This window comes from Vibrio nomapromontoriensis (assembly GCF_050337205.1).
Taxonomy (GTDB): Bacteria; Pseudomonadota; Gammaproteobacteria; order Enterobacterales; family Vibrionaceae; genus Vibrio; species Vibrio nomapromontoriensis.
On sequence record NZ_JAKJSS010000008.1, the window covers coordinates 702851 to 722783 of the forward strand.

A 19933-nucleotide genomic window follows, 5' to 3' on the forward strand; every position below is an offset into this window, starting at 1 on the left:
CCACTGCTGTGTTCTTGCAGAAGTAGCCCAGAGGACATAAGCGAGTGTCCATCAAAAATGATCACATACTTGTTTACACTAAAAGCACACGACAAAGATGCAATCTAAGTTTGTAAGTATCATACTATTTATACCTCTTTAGTCTAATTCTTCAAACTGATGGATCCCGATAAGATCCAAGTACTACTCACAAAGTAGCCGATCATCCTATAGAGAATTCAACCGGAAACTCAGCCCTCTGGTTTTGATTACTATCTTTATATTCCGCAGCGCTCACCCGCTGCGTTTTTTTTTGCTATTGAAAAGTGCTCAAGTGATAAGTTTAAAGATTTACGGAGTGACCCGTATGATCTTGAACGTATCACACGCATTAAAGCGAGCAAATTGCTGTAGTTCCTGCTCAATCGCCTCCATAAACGCAGCTTTATCTACTAACTTGGGCTCTAAGGCTAAATGCAGTACTTCAAGCGTCGCCGTTGCTTTATTGACCTTACAATCCGCTCTTGCCACCAGCTCCCCCGCCCACAATATTGGTAAACAAAAATAGCCAAACTGGCGCTTTTCTTTTGGCACGTAGCACTCAAGAAGATAATCAAAATCAAACAACGTTTTTAGACGCTGACGTTGAATAAGGCAATTATCGAAGGGGGACAAAATAACGGCCTTTGTTCGAGATATTGGACGCTTCAATTGGTCAATAGCACCGAGGCACGCGACATAATGATTTCCTTCTACATCAATGGTGACCAGCGCTTGCTCTTCGAGCATGTCATCAATCACGCCGCTGACCACCGTTTTTAATCCTTTGAGTAAATAGGTCATTTCAGAAACGCGTCCAAGACCGTTGGCCTGCAAATATTTAGTGACTAAAAAGCGCGCATACTCTCGTTCCGTTGGGACGCTCACGTCAGTATCTATGGGGATCACTCGTTCCGTCAAATCGTAGACTTTATGAAAATTACGCCGTTCGCTGACCATCAAATCGCCTTGCATAAACAAGCACTCGAGCGCTTGCTTAGTAGGCTTACTGCCCCAACCTTTGCTGCTATTGCTGGCCCCCGAAAAATCCTTTGCCATTAAGGGACCTTCTTCTCTAATTCTCTCCAGTACCTGTTCCATTAGCGCTCGGTCGTGGTTATACCAATGGCGCAAACGCCCTTCCTTAAAAGCTTGTTTGCGAAATAAGCTGAAACGATAATCACGCATAGGCAGATACGCGGCGGCGTGAGCCCAATATTCAAAAATCGCGCGTTGTTGGGTGAGTTGATCAATATGCTCTGGCAAATAGCGGCGATTTCTGTTCCAAAAGGTATGGTGATGGGCACGTTGAACCACCGATATGGTATCAATCTGAACATAGCCTAGATGTTCAATCGCCGACAGAGTCGCGTCATGCGATTTACCCTTTTGATGTTTAGCAGGCAGCAGCTGTGACAATAGCACCAACTTTTGTGCCTCTGATATCGATAATTTCTCAGAATAAACCACATGTGCTCCTTTCATTGTGGCCGCAAAGTCCAAGGACTCGACGTTAACAGTAAATATAATGCGAGCGAGTCCTCCCTCATTCCTGACGACGCCCTGTCGTCAGAAAGTGAACCCAGTCCATACGCCCTTGTTCACGAGCAGCAGCGACGGCCTTCGATACGTCATAAACCACTTTATTCAATGACACATTCCAGCCCCCATCTTCAGCTTGGGTAAGTAATGCATAAGACGCCATAGAGGAATAGGTTTCCATCGCATGAGAAAAGGGCTCATCATCTTCATAAGCAGGCAAACCGACACTTCCCGGATTCACAACCCATTGCCCAGTCGATAATTGAACACATCGTGGCAAATGAGTATGCCCACAAAGGACTATAGGCGCGGTCACACCAGCCAATAGCTCAATAATTTCACCATCAGCGCGAACAACGGCACGTCCAGAAGAAGCGTCCTCTAACAAGTAGGTAAGATCATCGCTAGGCGTACCATGACAGGCATAAATGCCATTGGGCAGGGAGAAAGTATTGGGAAAAGTTGATGTATCAGGAAAAGCACGTGTATCAAAAGGGAGCTGCTGCATCCACGCTAATGGCTCTGCCCCTAAGTCATTCAAGATAAACTGCATGGTTGGATTGGCTTGCACTTCACTATCTGTCGCTTGAAAGATCTGACGATCTTGGTTACCGCAAATTGTCAGTGCGTTCAATGTCCGTAAATATTCATACGTTTCGCGAGGCGCGATAGGCCCATAAAGTATATCGCCCAAGTTAATAAAATCGCTTACTCCTTTAGCGCGAGCATCGGCAACCACCGCTTTTAAGGCATACACATTACTGTGAATGTCTGAGATCACTGCAAATTTTTTCATCAACACACTCCTTGTGTTTCTGCGCCTACCTTAGCGCGAACTATTCAGCTTGGTCAGAACTCAGCATACGACTGACTTTATGTCCGCAAGCAAAGCTCACGACAGCAATGGTGACAAAACTCATCACAGCATAAGCACTGCCTACCCACTTCGACACGCCAAAGCCCCAAACGAAACTAAATACCAAGCCGTTAAACGCCTCTGGGATCCATTGGTAAATAGGAAACTGAGAGCCCTCCACTATTACAAAGACACTCAAAAATAGGGCGATCAGTGCGAAAAGCCCACCCACGATATTATGACGATGAATACTCACCTGTTCCCCTTTCGAATCTGTCGTTTTATCAAAAATTTCATAGGAGACAGTCTACTCTGAGATAAGCCATTGCTCAAAAATAACCATCCACTTTCGAGAGTTAGAATAATAAAGCGGAGTTAGTATCAATAATCCCTTGGTTTGCATCGGCTAACCTGAGACAATCACCAACGGAATTCTTATATCAAACGGTTCATTATGAAACTTTTAGTTCGCAACCTTGCGCGTACAACGACAGAGCATGAAATTCGTGTTCTTTTTTCAACTCACGGCTCAGTGGCTGAATGCACACTCGTCCTAGACCAAGAAACGGGTCAGTCTAAAGGCTTTGCTTTTGTTGAAATGCCAAACGACGATGAAGCAAAAACAGCCATTGCAGCACTGAACCTTAGTGACGTTGCGAAGAGCAAGATCCGAGTAAAACGCGCAGAAGGATAAACCTTAGCGATAGCATGCTACGGTTGACGCTGGCAAATCATTCACGCCAACGTATAGCGACATACAGAGAAGCCAGTCATAACGATGAACTGGCTTTTTTATTAACAATGAACCGTACAAGTGCTCATCACTATCACAGCGATTTAGTGAGGTAATACCGCTCATAGGAAGCAAATGGGTGCTCACTTAGCGTCATTTGCACTTGGTAGCCATGGCGCTCATAAAACGGTCTCGCCTGAAAACTAAAGGTATCTAGCAAGCTGGAATGGCAATGATGCTCTTTAGCGAATTGTTCCGCTTCATTCAGTAACTGACTACCAATTCCCTTCCCTTTAGCGCCATCATCAACCCAAAGAAATTTAATACTCAGCCATTGACCCAAAATCTCAGCCGTCAGGCCACCCGATTTGGTGCCATTTTCATAATACGTGAAACACGCAAACTCAGTAAAAAACACATCCCCTAAATGCGCCACATTGTGGGCAATCACGCCGTTTCTAATGTCCGCGACATCTTCATCGGATGGGTTAGTCGTGATAGTAATATCCATTGTTCTTCCTACTGCCAGTTAAAAGTATTCTACTCAGATCGGGGCGGTGATAACTTGCTGCAGCTCAGCCAATATCTTGCCAAAAGATTGGGAAAAACCTTTCCCATCACTACGTCCTGCAATATCCCGCCATTGGCTTCAATTACACCGCGAGACGCCATATTGTCTTCATCTGCGGTGATCATTACTTGAGCCAAGCCAAGCTGCCGCGCGTTAGGCAAAGCTTCAGCCAACATACGCTTACCTAACCCTCTCCCACGGAATCTTGGCGCTATATCATACCCGATGTGCCCAGCTTCAAGTGAAAGGAATGGCGTGTCAATACGATGCCGAATCCGAATCGCACCAACAATAGTGCCTTGATGCACTAACCAAAAGTGACTGCAGGGCACATACCCTTGCTTTAAGTTCACCCCTTGAGCTTCGTCCAACAAGCGTTGCACATAACCAGAGAAGTCCAACACGCCCTCACGGTAATAGTCACTGTTGCCCGCATCATGCTTTGAGAAATCGTTATAAAACTCACTAAAAGCCGCTTCGAATTTCATGGAAGGGGAAACTAGCTTCATCAGCGTTCTTCCTTTTTCGTTTTATAAACAAGGAATAAACATATCGAATCTAGCAAAGTGCGACAACAAGAAGAGAGGGAAAACAAAAAAAGAGCAGATAAATACCTGCTCTTTCTTGAATACTGCACCAAAATGGACGGTTGCGATTAACCGCGAATTTTTAGCACAGTGATGATTTTGGCTTGGCCTTGTTCGATTTCGCCAGCAGCAAGGTCTATGCGTGCTTGAACTGGAAATTCGCCCGCTTCCATCCTCGCATAGTTGCGCTCTAACTCAATACCACCAAGAAGAACTTCAATTTTATCTTCGTGACCTTTTAAGTTATCCGATACGGCGCGAGATTCTACCTCTATGAGTTCCGTTTTTTCGCTACTATTTGTATAGAGCTTGGCAATCGCACCGCCAAGCGCGAGACTCTCGCCTTTTAAGGCGATCGTTCCGTTACCTTTAACAATCTCTATACCACGTACAGCTGGGATATCACGAGTAAACTCAATTTCATTTGACTGGCTCGCACTTACCGAAAATGTAGCCAAAAGAGCGGCTGCGATAATACATTTTTTCATTTCTATTCCTAGTTTATTCCAATTAACGGATCTCAATGATCGTCATGACTTTAGCTTCGCCTTGAGTGATATCACGAGCAGGAACATTCAGCCGAGCTTGAACTAAATACACCCCACTTTCTAACGTGATATCATTTCTATTGTCTAGCTCATAGCCGCCAACAGAAATTTCAATTTTGTCATCCATTCCTTGGGTATTTCTCGATACGGATCTTGAAATAAAAACCACCGATTCCATTCGACTTTCTGAATTGGTGGTGAGTCTAAATCTAGCCGCGTTACCTTGGCTAAATGACTCACCACCAAGCGCCAACGTGCCGCGACCATCCAATATTTCAATCCCTCGCATTTGCGGAACATCACGAGCAAACTCAACCGCTTCTCGCGCCTGAATCGTTGACGACATCGCCAATATCAACGATATAAAAATGCCTTTATGCATGGATTTTCTCTCCGAAAAATCTGGATAATTAACGTAACTCTATAAACGTTTTTACCTTTACCAATCCACTCGTTAATTGATGATGAGTGGCATCGATTCGCGCCTGCACAGTATGCACGCCTTCAAAAAGCTCTATTTCGTCTTTATTGCGAATAATTTTTCCACCATTCACTTGGAGTTCAACATCCGGTTTCATGGTCAAGCTACCGTAGGACACGTCACTGCCAATAAAGACCGTCTCAGAGTGAGTGTCGCTGTTCGTAAACAAGCGAAACGTAATGGGACGCCCATCAGAAAACGCCTCATCGGCCAACGCTAATTCTCCCTGTGCATCGATAATTTCCACTCCTCGTACAGAGGGGATGTGTCGAGAAAACTCTATTTCATCCTCGGCGTGAAGCTGCGGCAAACTCAACGCAACCAATACACCCCAGCACCATGCTTTTGTCATTCAACTATCCCTTTCCCACTATTGTTGTTCTTATGTTGCCTCCCCCAAAAGACTGTTTATTGAGCGATGACTTTCTACTCCTCAAGTCGCTAAATGGAACGACGACTAACCCGCACTCTCGCTAAAAATCTGCTCACTACTTGTTGCGCCAGCTTCTAACGCGGCTTTCATTAACGCCACTTCTGCTTGCAACCGATCTATCTCTAATTTTCTATTTTGCAGTTCCATATCGTACAAACGGTTGGCGTCTGGTCGCTTGCGATCACCAAAGGTAATCGGAACGACAGCTTGTATGTAAAGCGACCCTTCGTTGCGTTCGCGATCAGAATGGCGATGATATTGATCACGGGTATATTCGTTGTTTAAGTCTTTTCCATAAGCCGTGCCAAACTGAACCGTCATATCTGGGCTATACTCCGCATCTATTTCAATTCCTGACTCGCCTTTGACTCTAATTCGGTCACCTTTGGCGTGCGTGGGGGATGGCATATACGCAGCCTCAACGGCAAGCGAAAAAAACGTCAAGCCAGTCACCAGCGTGATAAGTAACGAATTTTTCATTAGAGCTCCTCTTTCAGTGTTGGACGATAGAGCTCAACCTTGGTGTAAATTTGGCTGACGATCGTGTCTTCTTCACGTGGCACTGAACGAGTAGAAATTTCTTTGATAACCCAAGCATCCGCTCTATCAATATCGACAATGACTCGTAGACTTCGCTTAGCTTTAGCCGCTAACGTAAACCGACCAATGCGTTTTTCATCAACAAACAAGTCATAGCTTTGCGGGTAGGCGTTCAAGTTCTCGACGGTGACTGGCACACTCACTTGCTCGGTTGCGACAAACTTTTTATAGGTTTTGGGAATTTGACTATGAGCACTTGCGGTAGCACTTGTTATAAGCGCTATAACGAAAACAAGCGGATGACAGCAGATTTTGTAAAACATCAAGAGAACCTTTGGTTAGATAAATCGATGAGCTTGAACACTGAGCTCAGTCGCCGTTCCTTGACACACTCTCCATATTTGTCGGTTGCTTTATTCGCAGCCAAATTTGCAAAGGAGATTAATATTAATACGATTATTAGACGATGATAGGAGTATTAGAAATGAATAGTGATGGGTATATTGTTTAGGTCTAGAGGAAAAACAACAAAGCCCCACACACAAGGTAAGGGGCTTTGTTTATGTTTAGATTGCTTGTGTTACTCTTTCACAGCAGTCTAACGAACACTCACACAAGTCACGTAACCAGCCGTATCGACCGTCGTTGTCTGTGTATTACTACCTGATGCACCAACATAAAAACGTAGCGCATAGAAGTTTCCATCTTGAGCATGACCTGGGTCAGTACGTCTAGTGGCATTGGTATAGATTCTACGATCAGAGCCTGCATTTTCACCGGTACTGACCGGCCAACCCGTTACCGGACCCATTTGGTAATTGGTATCGCCATTAGAGCTGATCATTGTTGTCGTCAAATCAATCATCCCGTCAAGCTTATTAGTGAATTCAGGCACGCCCGCATTACCACTATTCTCATAAAAGTTATTGTTGTAGACAGAACTTCTCGTCCCCATCGGCAAATACCATTGGCTATTTTCAGTGTATAAATTACGGCAAGATTTAACAATCTGAGGGTCAGCATCTAGACCAACATGATTATAAAGTGCCCATTCAATACCATTGATGGTTTCAAAATAATGGGCGTCTGGAATCAATGCCCCTAAGTTTGCTTGGTCTTTCAGCTTTGTTTCAGCAACCGTCAGCGGACGGTGGTAGGCAAGTGCACCAATTTCCATCTCACGAATAGGTTCGATACCACGTTTAGTTGCATCAGTGGCGTCAAAGTAAAGACCACCAGTCACACCTTTTGCCGAAGCACTTGATACGCAGCGCTCACCAAATTCGGTTGTCAGACAGTAGTTCACGTTTTTGCCAACGAAGTTACGAGCATCGACGGTTTGGGTGCCGTCAGCAAGCCAGTCGTAGTCATCAATCACGCTATTACCGTTCGAATCGGTGACGTTATCTCGCAAGCCGATCTTATAGATATTACCCGCGTGCTGCTCGGTACCAGCGCTATCACCCGCAGGGCCATTTTGATTGTCTGTCGCTACATTCCAAACGCCCGTTGATGCTGACTCTTTATAGCCATGAACCACAGCAGTTAGCTCTTTGTCATACTCAAGTGCACCAGTCAACACGATACCCATTGCGTCTGCAGGTGCAGAGCAGAAACTGGTGTTAGATGGCGTGCCCAACTGGGTACGCGGTTCAACACAAAACTCCAGAGAATTACCAACATGCTCCTGCGTTACCGTTAACTCACAATTTTTTGCATCTGCACAATTAGGTTGTGCTATTCCACCAATAGCCCAACGCGCAACTGAGTCACCTTCTGGAGCACCATCTACTTGATTATAGGTATAGGTACCAACAATCATCTCACCCACTTCTTGAGTACCGGTAAACGCCACATCCGTTGCTGTCGGAGGCGTTTCTAGTTTAACCGAAATATCTTTGTCCATTTCAGCACATGTTTCTGTACCATGCGTTGGAGTACCGGTTGCGGATACTGGTGTCACACAGAATGACAATCGAGTTTTGTCATCGAGATCGACGACGTTATAAGAAAGATCCGTCGCACCATCAATCGCGGTACTATTTCGTTGCCACTGATACGTCGATTGCCCTTCTTTATCACCATCTTCATCATGGAACTCATAACTACCCGTTACTCGTGCGCCAACGTAAGGTTCACCACCAGCGACAACCGTTCTCGCCTCTGGCGCCGATCCTGGTACGGGTACAATAATGCCTGTGGCATCAGAACACACTTGCTGACCAATAATAGGGACATTTTGTTGGGTCTTTGGTGTGACACAAAAACGAATCGCTTTATTTTCTGAATTTTCTGCGGTCAGTGTTATCGTCTCAGATGCTTCACCAGCAATTGGCGTCATGTTCGCCTGCCACTCCAGCACACTGTTTCCTTCCGGAATGTCTTCTGGATGGAAATAGTCATAACTGCCCGTCACCGTATCACCGATAACTGGGTTAGTATTATCCAGCACAACATTGCTCGCCTCTGGCGCATCACCTAACGGTTCACCGACTTCTCTCGCTGAACTACAAACCTCTTCACCGACAGTATTTACGGTACCACGAGCAATCGGTGTCACACAGAACTGAAGCATATCACCAACATTAACGCTTTCGTTCGTCAACAAAATATCGCGCTTTGTACTCAATACTTCGTCTGATTCATTAACCCACTGATAACGACTATCCGCTTCTGGTCTCGCTTCAGGGTTCGGATCAAAATAGGTATAGACCCCTTCTACTCTCTCCCCTACGTTCAACGCAGGACTAGACACTTCTGTTGCGCGTGGAGGATAGGTATTATTACCTTCACCAATATCCATATTGTCTTCAGAACAACCTATTAAGGCTGTCATCACCACGACTGCTAGGGCACTTTTTCTAAACTTCATATATTTCTCTTCCGCTAAATTATTTCATGATCAACTGACACGACCACACTTTCACTTGCTTTTGATTGAATTATACGAGCTTTCACACTCATTCGATTAGCTTTCATAGCGAAATGTGTGATCTAGAAATGATAGTTATTGAAAATGTGTTATTCAGATCTCGTAAGCAAAAAAAATAGCCTCCACAGGAGGCTATTTTGATGATTACATTGTGTTTTCTAAGTGCTATTTGTTGCTTATTGCTTAATCAAATCAATTTGAACAGGCAGCCCATCTTTACAGTTTACGCTCACAACCGTGGTTGGTCCTTTACGGCGCAATGTCACGTTATCCATAGGCTCACTCAGCTCCCAGGCACCGATCAAGGTGACCGCCACAGGTGCAACTCGGCTTAATGTGTGTCGTTCCATATTCAAATCTGGGTTTGCGACACTAAGCGCCAGCTTGTCATCTTCACCTTTTGCCATGACCACCGCAGAAGTGCTGATTGCACGTACCCATTTATCGTTCGTGCGGACAAAACCGAAAGCGGTATAACCAGTTACGCCAGTTTCTTTGTCGTGAACAATATGCGCATTACCATCCTTACGTATCACTTCGTATGGCTGGCTCGGTGAATAGGTCATTTCTTTTGCAACTTCAGCCATTTTTTCAGGCGTCGCATCAAGAATTACAATATATTCATACTCCTCACCTTTCGGGGCTTTACCGTGGTCAATCCACGCAGATGAGAAGTTGCCTTCTGTGGGTTTCATTCGCTGGTTATCAAGCGACTCTTGGTGTTGACGTCGTACATGAACATCCCCTCCTTTGACCACATAATAACCATTCCCCATCCCATCAATGACCCAATCCCCTTGAGAAAGGGTCGCTTCATATGGGAATTCGGTGATGAGCTCACCATTCACGTACATACTTTGCGTTTTATCCGTTAAACCGTGCTGGAACAACGTCGTTTCAGTATTGTAAGCAGAGCGACCATTACTAATATTGCTGCCGACCAGAATCAGACGATTATCAAAACTAAACACCGACTTCTTCGCCGTAAAGCTTGGGTCGATAAACTCAGGCCAACGTGTTGGGTTTTCTAGGGTAAAACCAAACGCACCATATTGACCTTTTAGATCAGTCGCCCCATTGAATCGGGATTCATTGTGCAACATGGTCGTGTGCTCACGAGGTGAATTTAGCAGTTCCCATGGTAAGTGAATGGTTGTTGCACCAGGCATGCGGTTCCAATCCCAACCTTCCTCATAAAAACCATACTCTTTCTCATCGCCCCACTTGTGGATCTGCACGCTGCCATGACTTTGGTAACGACCAAAGCGGTTGGCTTTTTGATAGATCTCAGAAGACCAAACGTAGCGGTTCCAGCCTTTCATTGTGACCATCTTGTCTTGGTAGCGATAGATTCCCATTGCAGCGTAGTTATACGTATACGCACCTTGTGGGTGAGCTTCTGGTGCGACGTCAGCACCAAAAATTGCTTTCCCTTCTTCTGCGGATTTATCGGTAATTCGCAGGTAAGCTTGGGCAAGTTCTCTATCAAAGCCTTCACCATGAACCCCCGCTTTCGCGAGCCACTCATAACCGTTCGCGACTCTCTCAATAGACACACCAAAGAAAGGACGACGACCATTAGTACCAACCCCAGGGTTAGGGTTACTGTAAATACGCGCCGACATCATGGCGTGCTTGAGGTAATCACGCGATTCTTGAGACAGCTCAAATGGAGATTCACGTAGCAAATAGGCACCAAATGATGCAAAGCGTAATGCCGCAAATGAGTAGCCTGGGTAGTTACCACGGTGTCGCCAAGCTGTACCATCTGGTCGGAAACCATCCGCATAACCCACAGGTGTTTGCGCTAAGTTACCGGAAATGAAACCAGAGAATTTGTGATACAAGGCAACGCGCTCTTTCACATCATCTTCAAGTAACAACATGATCATTTGCGCCAGTAGTAGGGTGTTGTAATAGTCCATATCTGAACTTTTCGGCCCGACCTTCATGGCAAATCCACGCTCTCTAAATTCACGTGAGAACCACATCAATGAGTCATGAATTGGCTCTAATAGTCCAGCTTCACGCATCGGCTCTTCCATTAATAACACAGAAGCATACCAACCACGCGTTGGGTAACCCCAGTGGTGCGTTGCCACTAAGCTCGCTCCTTTTTGGAAACCTTGATCCAATAGGTGCTCGGTCATTAGCATGTATTTATCATGCATTTCTTGCTTGATTTCTGGATCTTTGGTGACTTTCCAAAGACGAGCAACACGCTCCATCAACTCGGCATAACTACGTAAGCGCTGATATTCGCCAACGTAAGCAGCATCGGTTTCGTTAAGATGCTCTGGCAAATAGATTTTAATCTGATTCTGAGTCAGTAGGTGAGCACCCGTGATCACGCCATCTTCTTTGCGTAAGTTGTACTTGTCGTATTGATTACGGATCTCTTCGATAACACGCTTGCCAGATCCCATGTTGGCAACATGGTAATCAATCAATTCCGTTTTAATTCTATCGAGTGCCGCCAATTCTTGCTCTGTTGGCTCTGGCAATTCACTTGGCAACTCATAATCAATTTCAGGTAGCGTAATCTTGGTCGTGACCATATCGTCCGACCATTGATAACGAATATCATCCAAGCTCACCATCATACGGTCGATGTAGACTTCGCCACCTTCCTCGGAGTTTTGCGCCGTCACAGTCAGACCTTTCATTTTTGCAGAAGGCGACCCTTGCATATCACGATGGAACGCCAAACCAACGGTGCGCCATCCAGTGAAATTAAGTTTCATCGTGAAGTTACTGCTACTTGAGCCAAACTCAAATTTCAACTCGCCATCGCTGGCTTTTTCATTGTAAACCCATAGGGAGAAAACAGAAGATGCGCCACGGCCAAAGGCGCGGAACGACTCTTCTGGAGTGTAGTAATTGAAGGTGTGATCGATGTGTAACTCATCGCCACTTTTCCAATTCCATTTCAGTGATTGTTCACCGTAAATGGAGCGTTTCTTCGTGTACTCAATCGCAGAGTCTTCATTGACGGTGATGTAATCTGGAAGCGTCTCTTCTTCAAAGCCAATAATTTGAGATTCAAGTGGGTTGTGTTCTACAACGTCTACTGCTGTCTCTTGAACTTGTGGTTCTTCGCCAGCTTTTTGGGTCTCTTGACCTTTTGGTAGATCTTGTACATTTTGCACTTCTTGTGCTGGTTTTTCTGTTACCACAGGTTCCGCTATCGCGACACCACATAGAAGCAATGAAGAAACCATCGCTGCAATCGGCGTAGCTCTAAATGGCATAGCTCGAAACGTTGTTTTCAATAAAGATACGTTCGTCTTCATATAAGATTCCTTGTCAAAGGTGAGAATCACCTCACCTTTGTAATTGAGCCAAGCTAATGTTGTTCGGCTCATGTTAAGCGATGATAATTAGATATGTTTTAAATTCAGTTGCACGCTTTCAGCATTAACCGTAGTCACACTCAATAGCGTATTACCCGCTTTGTTTACCGTGACTGATACCCCTTCGATTGGCTGCGCTAGCTGCCATTGACCATTTAGCACAACATTGGTTACAACCGGTTGAGATGGGTGGTCTTTCCATGGACGTGAGTAAATGCTAACTTCTTGAAGTACGCCATTTTCGTCGTATTGACTCTCATCTTTACCTTGGTAAAAACTGAAGTCTGGATTGACGATAGATAGTGAAAGCGCGCTGCCGTTCGGCGATGCCATCAACATAGCGGGCGCATCAATACTGCGTATCAAATCATCATCAAGCTTCGTGCTCGCTTCAAACATCGCGTATGCGGTTGTGTTTGTTGCTTTGTCCCACACGATATGCGCCGTCGAATCCTGCTGTAAAACATCCATAGGGCTGTCTTCCAACATCATTTGCTCAGCAAACTGCTCTGCCACTTTTTGCTCAGTATCAACCAAGACGATGTATTGGTAGCTAGCTGACTCTGGGGCATTGCCGTGATCAATCACTGCTGTGGCAAATTTACCCGCAGTTGGCTTACTGGTTTTCTGATGCACAGAAGCTTGCTCGCCCTGCTTTACCTGTACAAATTGCCCACTTGGAACAACGTAAGCGTTATTGGCAGGATCCATCAATACCGTTGGCGCTTCTTCAGTAGTGGACACTCTGCGTCCATCAACCGAGAATGTGGCACCATTGACGATGGCATCCTCTCCTTCGTGACGAATCGCATGCTGGAACAAGGTCGTCTGAGTTGGATAACGAGCATCTTTAGACGCGATATCCGTCCCGAGCGCTACAATGCGATCATCAAAGAAAAACACCGATTTGTTGGCATAGAAAGAGGCATCATATTTAGGGTGCCCTTGAAGCTTTAACGCATACAAACCATTGCCGTTGTGGCTTAATCCACCGACATACGTTTGTTCGGTTAACAACATCTCTTCTAGGCCGCTGAATCGATCAACGTTACGCAGCTGTGCGTTAAGCTCTTCAAAAGGCAATTGAACCGAAGTAATACCCGGCCAGCGATTCCAATCCCAACCATCATGACTAAAGGCACGATTTTCGGCGTCGCCCGACATGATCTCTAACTGACCATAGTTGATATAGCGGCCGTAGCGGTTGGCGTTAGCGTAACTTTCATTACCAACTAAATAACGACTGAAACCTCGAACCGCAGCAACCCAGTCAGCACGACGCTGAATAGAAAGGCTTGCAAAGTTCATCGCCCAGTTTCCGCTAGCAACAGGCGCCTCTTCAATGCCCAATTCAAGCAACTGCTGACGATAGTTGTTTTTGGCCGGAGCCAAACGTAAATACGCTTGCGCCATATCAACATCAATGGCTTGCTTGCCATCAGGAGAACCTGCGTTGGCAAGGTGTTGGAATGGTTCTAGATCGATCGTTTGCTTACCCGTTGGGTGACGGCCCGAAACGGACATCAAGGTATGCATATCTTGGCTATAGATTTCCCCCATCTCGACAACATGTTTCAGTTGCTCATGCGCGGGTCTATCTATTGCGTAAGTGGTTTTGCTTAATGCCTCAACCACAGGGGTTAAGCCCTTAAGTGCACCACTGGCATACGCAGGGTAATGCTGGATATGGTGGAACACTGAACCATCCGCTTTGAAGCCACCAGACATGCCTTCCGAAGTGACGATTGACTGTGATAACCAAGCGGAGAACTGCGCTAACAACGTCGCTTGCACCTGGTCATTCGGTTGCATCAAAATGCTATAGAGCATGGCGCGCAATTGGGTGTTCATGATATCAACGTTGAAATTGGTCAACTCATTGTCTGGCGTATAGATACGGCCTGCATTTGAGAACCATGCCATCATTTGGCTTACATCGCCTAACAAGCCATGCTCTTCTAGCAGTTCTCTATTTAGGAAGTGCGCTTCGAATAAAGGTCTAAAACCATAGCCAATATGGTGAGAAGTACCTAAACCGCTGCCTGACTCATAACCTTGATCCAACGCAAATCGAGTCAGCAGTAGATATTTTTGAGTTAACTCTGCTTTTTCTTGCGCGGAAATATCGCTATGTAACGCACGAGTAATTTGCAGCACAAGATCGCTGTACTGACGCACATCGATAACATCAAAGAGCGTGTCAAAGCCATCTTCATTTAGCAGCCCCTTATTCACGCCTTTATCAAGGAAGATCTTAAGGCGGTTGCCGTTGCCAATCGTGGTACCCGATACGTAACCATCGATATCTTGAAGGCCGAATTCGTCATAGCGTTGCTGAATATCGGTAAGGTCAACAGTACGCTTTCCGCCTTGTAAAATGAACGACTCCAGACGTGTGCTGACCTTTTCGACACTCTCCGCATCAATCGGAGCATTTTTAGCACCACTTAATCCGTCGCGCATGTAGCCATCATATAAATAATGGGCCAACCAGTGACGGTTTGGTGCGCTATCAGCGGCTAAGTTGATAAAAGAAACCACGTTATCACGAGTAGGCCAACGCGGATCAACTGGAATACTTGGCATGAGCTGATCGAAATAAAGCGTGCCTGGTTGAATGCTTTCAGGGACATCGACTCGTAAGAAGTTCATTCCTTCTTGTGGCGAACCTGTCATGTCTCTAAAAGGAATCAGCAAATGACGCCAACCTGTAAAGTTGAAGTCTATATCGAAATACACTTGTGCTTCACCGTCAGTACCAAAATTGAACCGTACCGATTCCTCTTGCGCGACGGCGTTATAAACCCAAGTCGAGAACGTACTGATTGACTGATCGGTGTCATTAGCAACAAAGTGTCGGTAGCCAACTGGCTGGTCAAAATTAAGTGACGCTCCCGGAGTAAAACTCCAAGCTAAGCTATGCTCGCCATCTTTGGCGTATTTCTGATTCAATACTAGCGAGTCTTTTTCAGAAGGATGAATCGTATCTGGCATCCCGTTTTCGAAGAAGTACATATAGCCACCAGGCTGTAAATACGACTGCTTGTCTAACGTCTCTGTATTGGCCTCGTTGTCACCGCACCCCATCAAAGTGATGGAGCCGATAACTAATGCTAATTTAGATAATTTATACATATTCATTTATACAAAAGTCTGTCTTTAATGGGGGATTAAAAGGAGTAAATCGCACGACCGTACGCCATGGCATTTTTTGATGTGTCATCCCAGTCATACTGAACACCTAGGCTGTACGAAAAGCGTCCATCCGTTTCCAGCATCATATCGAGGTAACTTTGATAACGGATATTTTCTCGAGAGTTTGCTTTGACAGTAAAGCTATCGCCACCGCTTGCTAAACGCGCCGTAACGGTTAAATCCTTATCCAGTGTGTCGTAGTTAACATGGCCACCTAGCCTAGTATGAATCGCGCCAATACCGGTAAACCAGGTATGACCCAGCTCTAAGCCAACGCCAAGCAATAACTCGTCGTAAAACTGAGTGTCATAGACAAGTGCCGCAGCGGAACCTGTCGACTTTGTTAACACGCCATTGTTGTTGTACTCACGAACATAATCTTCGGAATAGCCGTCTAACATCACAGTGTTATAACTGGCAGACATCACAGGAACGATAGAGAAGCTTGAAACATAAAGTGGGTAACTCATGTCTAACTGAAAAGCGGTAGTCGTACTATGAGTACGCCCATCAGCATTATCATGCCCAGCAAAGCTTGAGCCACCTTCAATCGTACGCGTCATCTTGTGCGCGCCGCGACCAATAATGCCTCGGCCAGAAAAGTTCACATCTTGCCACATGGTTTGACCATAGACTGCGGCTTGAAACGTCCCGATTTCGGAAGAACTCGTCGACATACGTGAACCAGTTTCGATGTATTGATGGCTAAATGCCAAACCAACAAGACTGCCACTGGCTAGAATTTTATCAAAACCGAATGCCGCACCCGCAGATGAAGAATTGAACCCATCGTATCGATTTGCGCCATCAGAGGTGACATAAGAGGTTTGGTCATTACCTAACGCGCTAACCCAAAAGTTCGATTGTGCTGGAATGCCAAGAATATTGTCGCGAGTTCGCTTCTTAATAGCATTAGCAAACAGTTCTTGCGATTGAAGTACGGCATAAACATTCGCCCCACTGCGATCTGGCGTGATGGTTCGCGCTAGACGAGCCGCTTCTTCATCGGTGGTTGCCGATGATAACAAAGCAAGTAGCTCGGTATTGCCACTCGCTTGCGCTTGCTCTAGCAATGTATTTAATACGTAAGCTTCAGTTGAATCTGCGCCACCTCTAATTGCAGAATCAACAACAGAGCTTGAAGCTGCTCCCGCTTGATATTGAGACCAAGCAGCTGCATCAGTAACCCCACCTTTATTCGCCAATGAATAAAGTGTTGTCGACGGTAATGCATCATATGAGTGTGTACTGCTTTCAGCATTAGATTGAGCTGAAACAAAAAATAAACCAAACAACACCGCGATTGATAGTTTAGACCGTGATGATATCTGGCTGGCATGCTGTACTGCCATCATGAATTCCTCGTGCAATAAAACAAAAGTTAAACTTGTTAATAATTCCGTAATTAAAAGCGTTTAAACGAACCAAAGCTTTCACATGCTTTCAATCTATAATATTTCAATTATATTTTCAGTGATCACGACGTTATTTTTGAATTATACCTTATTTTTATTTTCGTGATGGATAACACGAAAGATTTCGAAAACATAATGTAAGATTATCTACAAGATTTTGGCATCCAATGAACCATTAACGGCGAATTCGATTTTTGGATTAAGAAAATTGTGGAGACTATGTAACCCATGTTTTTAAAAGCAGGCAGCGAAAGGAGCAAAACCATGAAGGTTAATGCTTTTGCCATGACAGCTGCGATAACCTTGTTATCAAATATTCCCACGGCAACTGCAACAACAGTTGGCCAATTTTATAATGAACTTGTTGCTGGGCAACAAGTTTCAATGACCTTTTTGAATCATTTGAAAACAACTGAAAGATATACTCGCTATCCAGATGCAAATGTGGATGGTATGTATCGCCAATATGAGTGGGGGCAATCGGTCGGTTTATTTTACAGTTCAGGCAAAGCGAGTTTTTCCAAAGATAACACTCTCGCGATGAGCTTTGATTTGGGCTACAACCACATGTTTAAGCTTGGCTCATCTTATCCAGGTGACGTTCACAACTGGAACGCTGGTGAGAAAATATTCATCAGTGAAGACTGTTTTTGGACAGGCGGTGAACCTTATAAAGGACAATACAAATGTAATGACAGTAGTGGCTATGGCAAACTTGCTGTTGCCAATGTCCGACTCGACTGGGGTAAAGGACGAGATCGTGGTTACGCTCGTGTCGGTGATGGTTTCTTTAATACCGGTATGATCACCTCGGCAGACTTGGACAGTGCACTACTATCAAGTTACCGCGGTGCCATGATGCAACACTCGCAAAATGGCTATACCTTTGACGCAGGTTTCGTCACCGGTTTTATGGGTGGTAATGAAGCCAAGATGGGCAGCCTAACGGGTAACTCCAACTATTACGACCCTAACCCACTAACGTACGATTATCTATACACGATGAGAATACGTAAAAACTACCAAAATGCAGGCTATCGAGCGGCATATGGTGAAGCACAAAATTACCTAAGACGTAGTCATGCGGAAGTTTGGTATCGCCATAACTTATCAGCCATGACCAATGTCTATATGAAAGGGCAATACTACTATAACCAAGCCGCGGGCGACTTATGGGAAGAAGATGTCAAGAAAGGCATGGCAGCCTTCGATCACTACGCGTCTGCCGCTACTTATGAATTCCGCGTTCAGCACGATGCCTTTGAATTTATGTACGGTTTCACCCATATTGATGCCCCTAAACAGGGCAGTAATGGTTCCTTTAGTTATGGATTTGGTAACGCAAAAGGTTACCTCAACCTACCAACTAACGGTAACTACCATGGATTCCGACGTGATGGTGAAGATGCACGAGTTGTGCAAGTCAAATATGACTTCCGTAACTTCGGTCAGCCCGATCTGTTCATTGAGTATGGTTATCACTGGGGCGAAGCTCCGGTCATGAACAAAATATCAGGTGGGACAGACTACGGTCGTGAAGAAGAGCACGCAATCACGATCCGCTACCGTCCACGCACTGGTATGTTCAAAGGTGTCGTCTTCAATCTGCAACAAGCCTTCTTTAGACCTGACGATACGATGGCTGGCGTCATTGATAATGACCCATTCCCGAACCGTGGTGACAGAACCGCAACCAAGTTTGCTCTAAGCTACAAATTCAACCTATAACAACCACTATAAAAGCTAGCTTATTCAATAAGCTAGCTTATTTATCTTTACGACTTTTATTATTTGTACCATTTCAGTTATCAGAATTAATCACTTTCAAATAGCGAGAAAACATCATGAATCATTCAGGGAAGACATTCATTCTCGGCCAAACTTATCTATTCAATCCAGTTAACCACTCACTTGTGGATCAAACCAACAACGATAAAGAAGTAAAGCTGGGCAACAATGAAAACCGTATTTTACAACTGCTCATTGCACGCCCTAATGAAATTATAAGCCGCAGTGAATTTCATGACTTTGTTTGGCGTGAGCAAGGAATTGAAGTGGAAGATTCAAGTCTAACTCAAGCGATATCCACACTTAGAAAGCAGCTAAAAGACCCAACAAAAACACCACTTTTTGTTAAGACAGTTCCAAGACGAGGCTACAAGCTCATCGCGTCTATTCAACCCTCAGAAACGGACGAATTTTCCGAAGAAACTACATCATTTCAGGCAGCACCAATACCACTTTCGACGACCGTTCCCGATTGGTGTGACTCCGTAGCGGAAAACCAAAATTGGGCATCAACTACCGTCATGAAATCAGAACCAGTAGTCGATATTGTTCCGGCCATTAAACCGCCTTCGTCACTACGTGCAATGTGGGCGGTGATCGTTGCAACGCTACTATTGCCAATTTTGGCTTACGCATATGCAGATTCGCCAACCCATTCGTTTCAATCGCTTGGCCAAATTGATAGCATAGACATCGTGACTTCTACGCCACACGCTACGCTGTCTCAGTGGCACTCAACAATTGAACGATGCGTAACCAACTACACTCAAGGGGTACCGCAGGACCAACGTCCAACTGAAGTCATCGTCACAGGTGGAAAAAGTGCCCAGCTCGCTCTCAACTTCATTCACTCAGTTGAACAGTCAAGCCAGAATACAACTATGCATCTATTTAGCAGCACATCCGGTCTTCTAAATAATATATGTGCACGAGACGTATAA

Annotated in this window: 17 protein-coding genes; 3 read left to right on the forward strand and 14 right to left on the reverse strand. The window is 45.1% G+C overall.

Annotation, left to right across the window (positions count from 1 at the left end):
* Positions 1-330: 330 nt before the first annotated feature.
* The 3 genes from L4D05_RS10885 to L4D05_RS10895 all read right to left on the reverse strand — a co-directional run bounded on the left by L4D05_RS10885 (position 331) and on the right by L4D05_RS10895 (position 2672).
* On the reverse strand, positions 331-1503 hold the full coding sequence (locus L4D05_RS10885; RefSeq protein WP_428793961.1) for a winged helix-turn-helix domain-containing protein: 1173 nt from the start codon (positions 1501-1503) through the stop codon (positions 331-333).
* A 61-nt stretch (positions 1504-1564) separates the two neighbouring features.
* Positions 1565-2356, reverse strand: coding sequence for a metallophosphoesterase family protein (locus L4D05_RS10890; protein ID WP_428793962.1), 792 nt, complete (start codon positions 2354-2356; stop codon positions 1565-1567).
* A 40-nt stretch (positions 2357-2396) separates the two neighbouring features.
* Positions 2397-2672 (reverse strand): Asp23/Gls24 family envelope stress response protein, encoded by a 276-nt coding sequence (locus L4D05_RS10895; protein WP_428793963.1) that lies wholly within the window; start codon positions 2670-2672, stop codon positions 2397-2399.
* A 198-nt stretch (positions 2673-2870) separates the two neighbouring features.
* On the opposite strand from L4D05_RS10895, the gene L4D05_RS10900 reads away from it, so the two are divergent.
* Positions 2871-3110, forward strand: a complete 240-nt coding sequence (locus tag L4D05_RS10900; RefSeq protein WP_428793964.1) for an RNA recognition motif domain-containing protein — start codon at positions 2871-2873, stop codon at positions 3108-3110.
* A 133-nt stretch (positions 3111-3243) separates the two neighbouring features.
* Here L4D05_RS10900 and L4D05_RS10905 read toward each other — a convergent pair whose 3' ends face one another.
* From L4D05_RS10905 to L4D05_RS10955, 11 genes are all read right to left on the reverse strand, one after another.
* The gene (locus L4D05_RS10905; RefSeq protein WP_428793965.1) at positions 3244-3660 is read right to left on the reverse strand and encodes a GNAT family N-acetyltransferase; all 417 of its coding nucleotides are present in this window, start codon (positions 3658-3660) and stop codon (positions 3244-3246) included.
* A gap of 29 nt (positions 3661-3689) precedes the next feature.
* Positions 3690-4229, reverse strand: coding sequence for a GNAT family N-acetyltransferase (locus tag L4D05_RS10910; protein ID WP_428793966.1), 540 nt, complete (start codon positions 4227-4229; stop codon positions 3690-3692).
* Between the two features lie 146 nt (positions 4230-4375).
* Positions 4376-4795 (reverse strand): hypothetical protein, encoded by a 420-nt coding sequence (locus L4D05_RS10915; RefSeq protein ID WP_428793967.1) that lies wholly within the window; start codon positions 4793-4795, stop codon positions 4376-4378.
* A 22-nt stretch (positions 4796-4817) separates the two neighbouring features.
* Complete coding sequence (locus tag L4D05_RS10920) at positions 4818-5237, reverse strand: hypothetical protein (protein WP_428793968.1); 420 nt, start codon at positions 5235-5237, stop codon at positions 4818-4820.
* Positions 5238-5265: 28 nt separating this feature from the next.
* Positions 5266-5688 (reverse strand): hypothetical protein, encoded by a 423-nt coding sequence (locus L4D05_RS10925; RefSeq protein ID WP_428793969.1) that lies wholly within the window; start codon positions 5686-5688, stop codon positions 5266-5268.
* 105 nt (positions 5689-5793) lie between these two features.
* Complete coding sequence (locus tag L4D05_RS10930; RefSeq protein WP_428793970.1) at positions 5794-6249, reverse strand: hypothetical protein; 456 nt, start codon at positions 6247-6249, stop codon at positions 5794-5796.
* On the reverse strand, positions 6249-6632 hold the full coding sequence (locus L4D05_RS10935; RefSeq protein WP_428751958.1) for a hypothetical protein: 384 nt from the start codon (positions 6630-6632) through the stop codon (positions 6249-6251). Before L4D05_RS10935 ends, L4D05_RS10930 begins: the two co-directional genes overlap by 1 nt.
* A gap of 275 nt (positions 6633-6907) precedes the next feature.
* Positions 6908-9181, reverse strand: coding sequence for a hypothetical protein (locus L4D05_RS10940; RefSeq protein WP_428793971.1), 2274 nt, complete (start codon positions 9179-9181; stop codon positions 6908-6910).
* A gap of 236 nt (positions 9182-9417) precedes the next feature.
* Positions 9418-12534: a chondroitinase family polysaccharide lyase gene (locus L4D05_RS10945; protein WP_428793972.1), complete on the reverse strand. Its 3117-nt coding sequence runs from the start codon at positions 12532-12534 to the stop codon at positions 9418-9420.
* 87 nt (positions 12535-12621) lie between these two features.
* Positions 12622-15735 carry a chondroitinase family polysaccharide lyase gene (locus L4D05_RS10950; protein ID WP_428793973.1) on the reverse strand — a complete coding sequence of 1038 codons (3114 nt, stop codon included), beginning with the start codon at positions 15733-15735 and terminating at the stop codon, positions 12622-12624.
* Between the two features lie 29 nt (positions 15736-15764).
* Positions 15765-17144 carry an autotransporter outer membrane beta-barrel domain-containing protein gene (locus L4D05_RS10955; RefSeq protein ID WP_428793974.1) on the reverse strand — a complete coding sequence of 460 codons (1380 nt, stop codon included), beginning with the start codon at positions 17142-17144 and terminating at the stop codon, positions 15765-15767.
* A 324-nt stretch (positions 17145-17468) separates the two neighbouring features.
* Here L4D05_RS10955 and L4D05_RS10960 point away from each other — a divergent pair, with 324 nt between their 5' ends.
* Together L4D05_RS10960 and L4D05_RS10965 are read left to right on the forward strand one after the other, a co-directional pair.
* Complete coding sequence (locus L4D05_RS10960) at positions 17469-18932, forward strand: OprD family outer membrane porin (protein ID WP_428793975.1); 1464 nt, start codon at positions 17469-17471, stop codon at positions 18930-18932.
* 116 nt (positions 18933-19048) lie between these two features.
* Positions 19049-19933: a winged helix-turn-helix domain-containing protein gene (locus tag L4D05_RS10965; protein WP_428793976.1), complete on the forward strand. Its 885-nt coding sequence runs from the start codon at positions 19049-19051 to the stop codon at positions 19931-19933.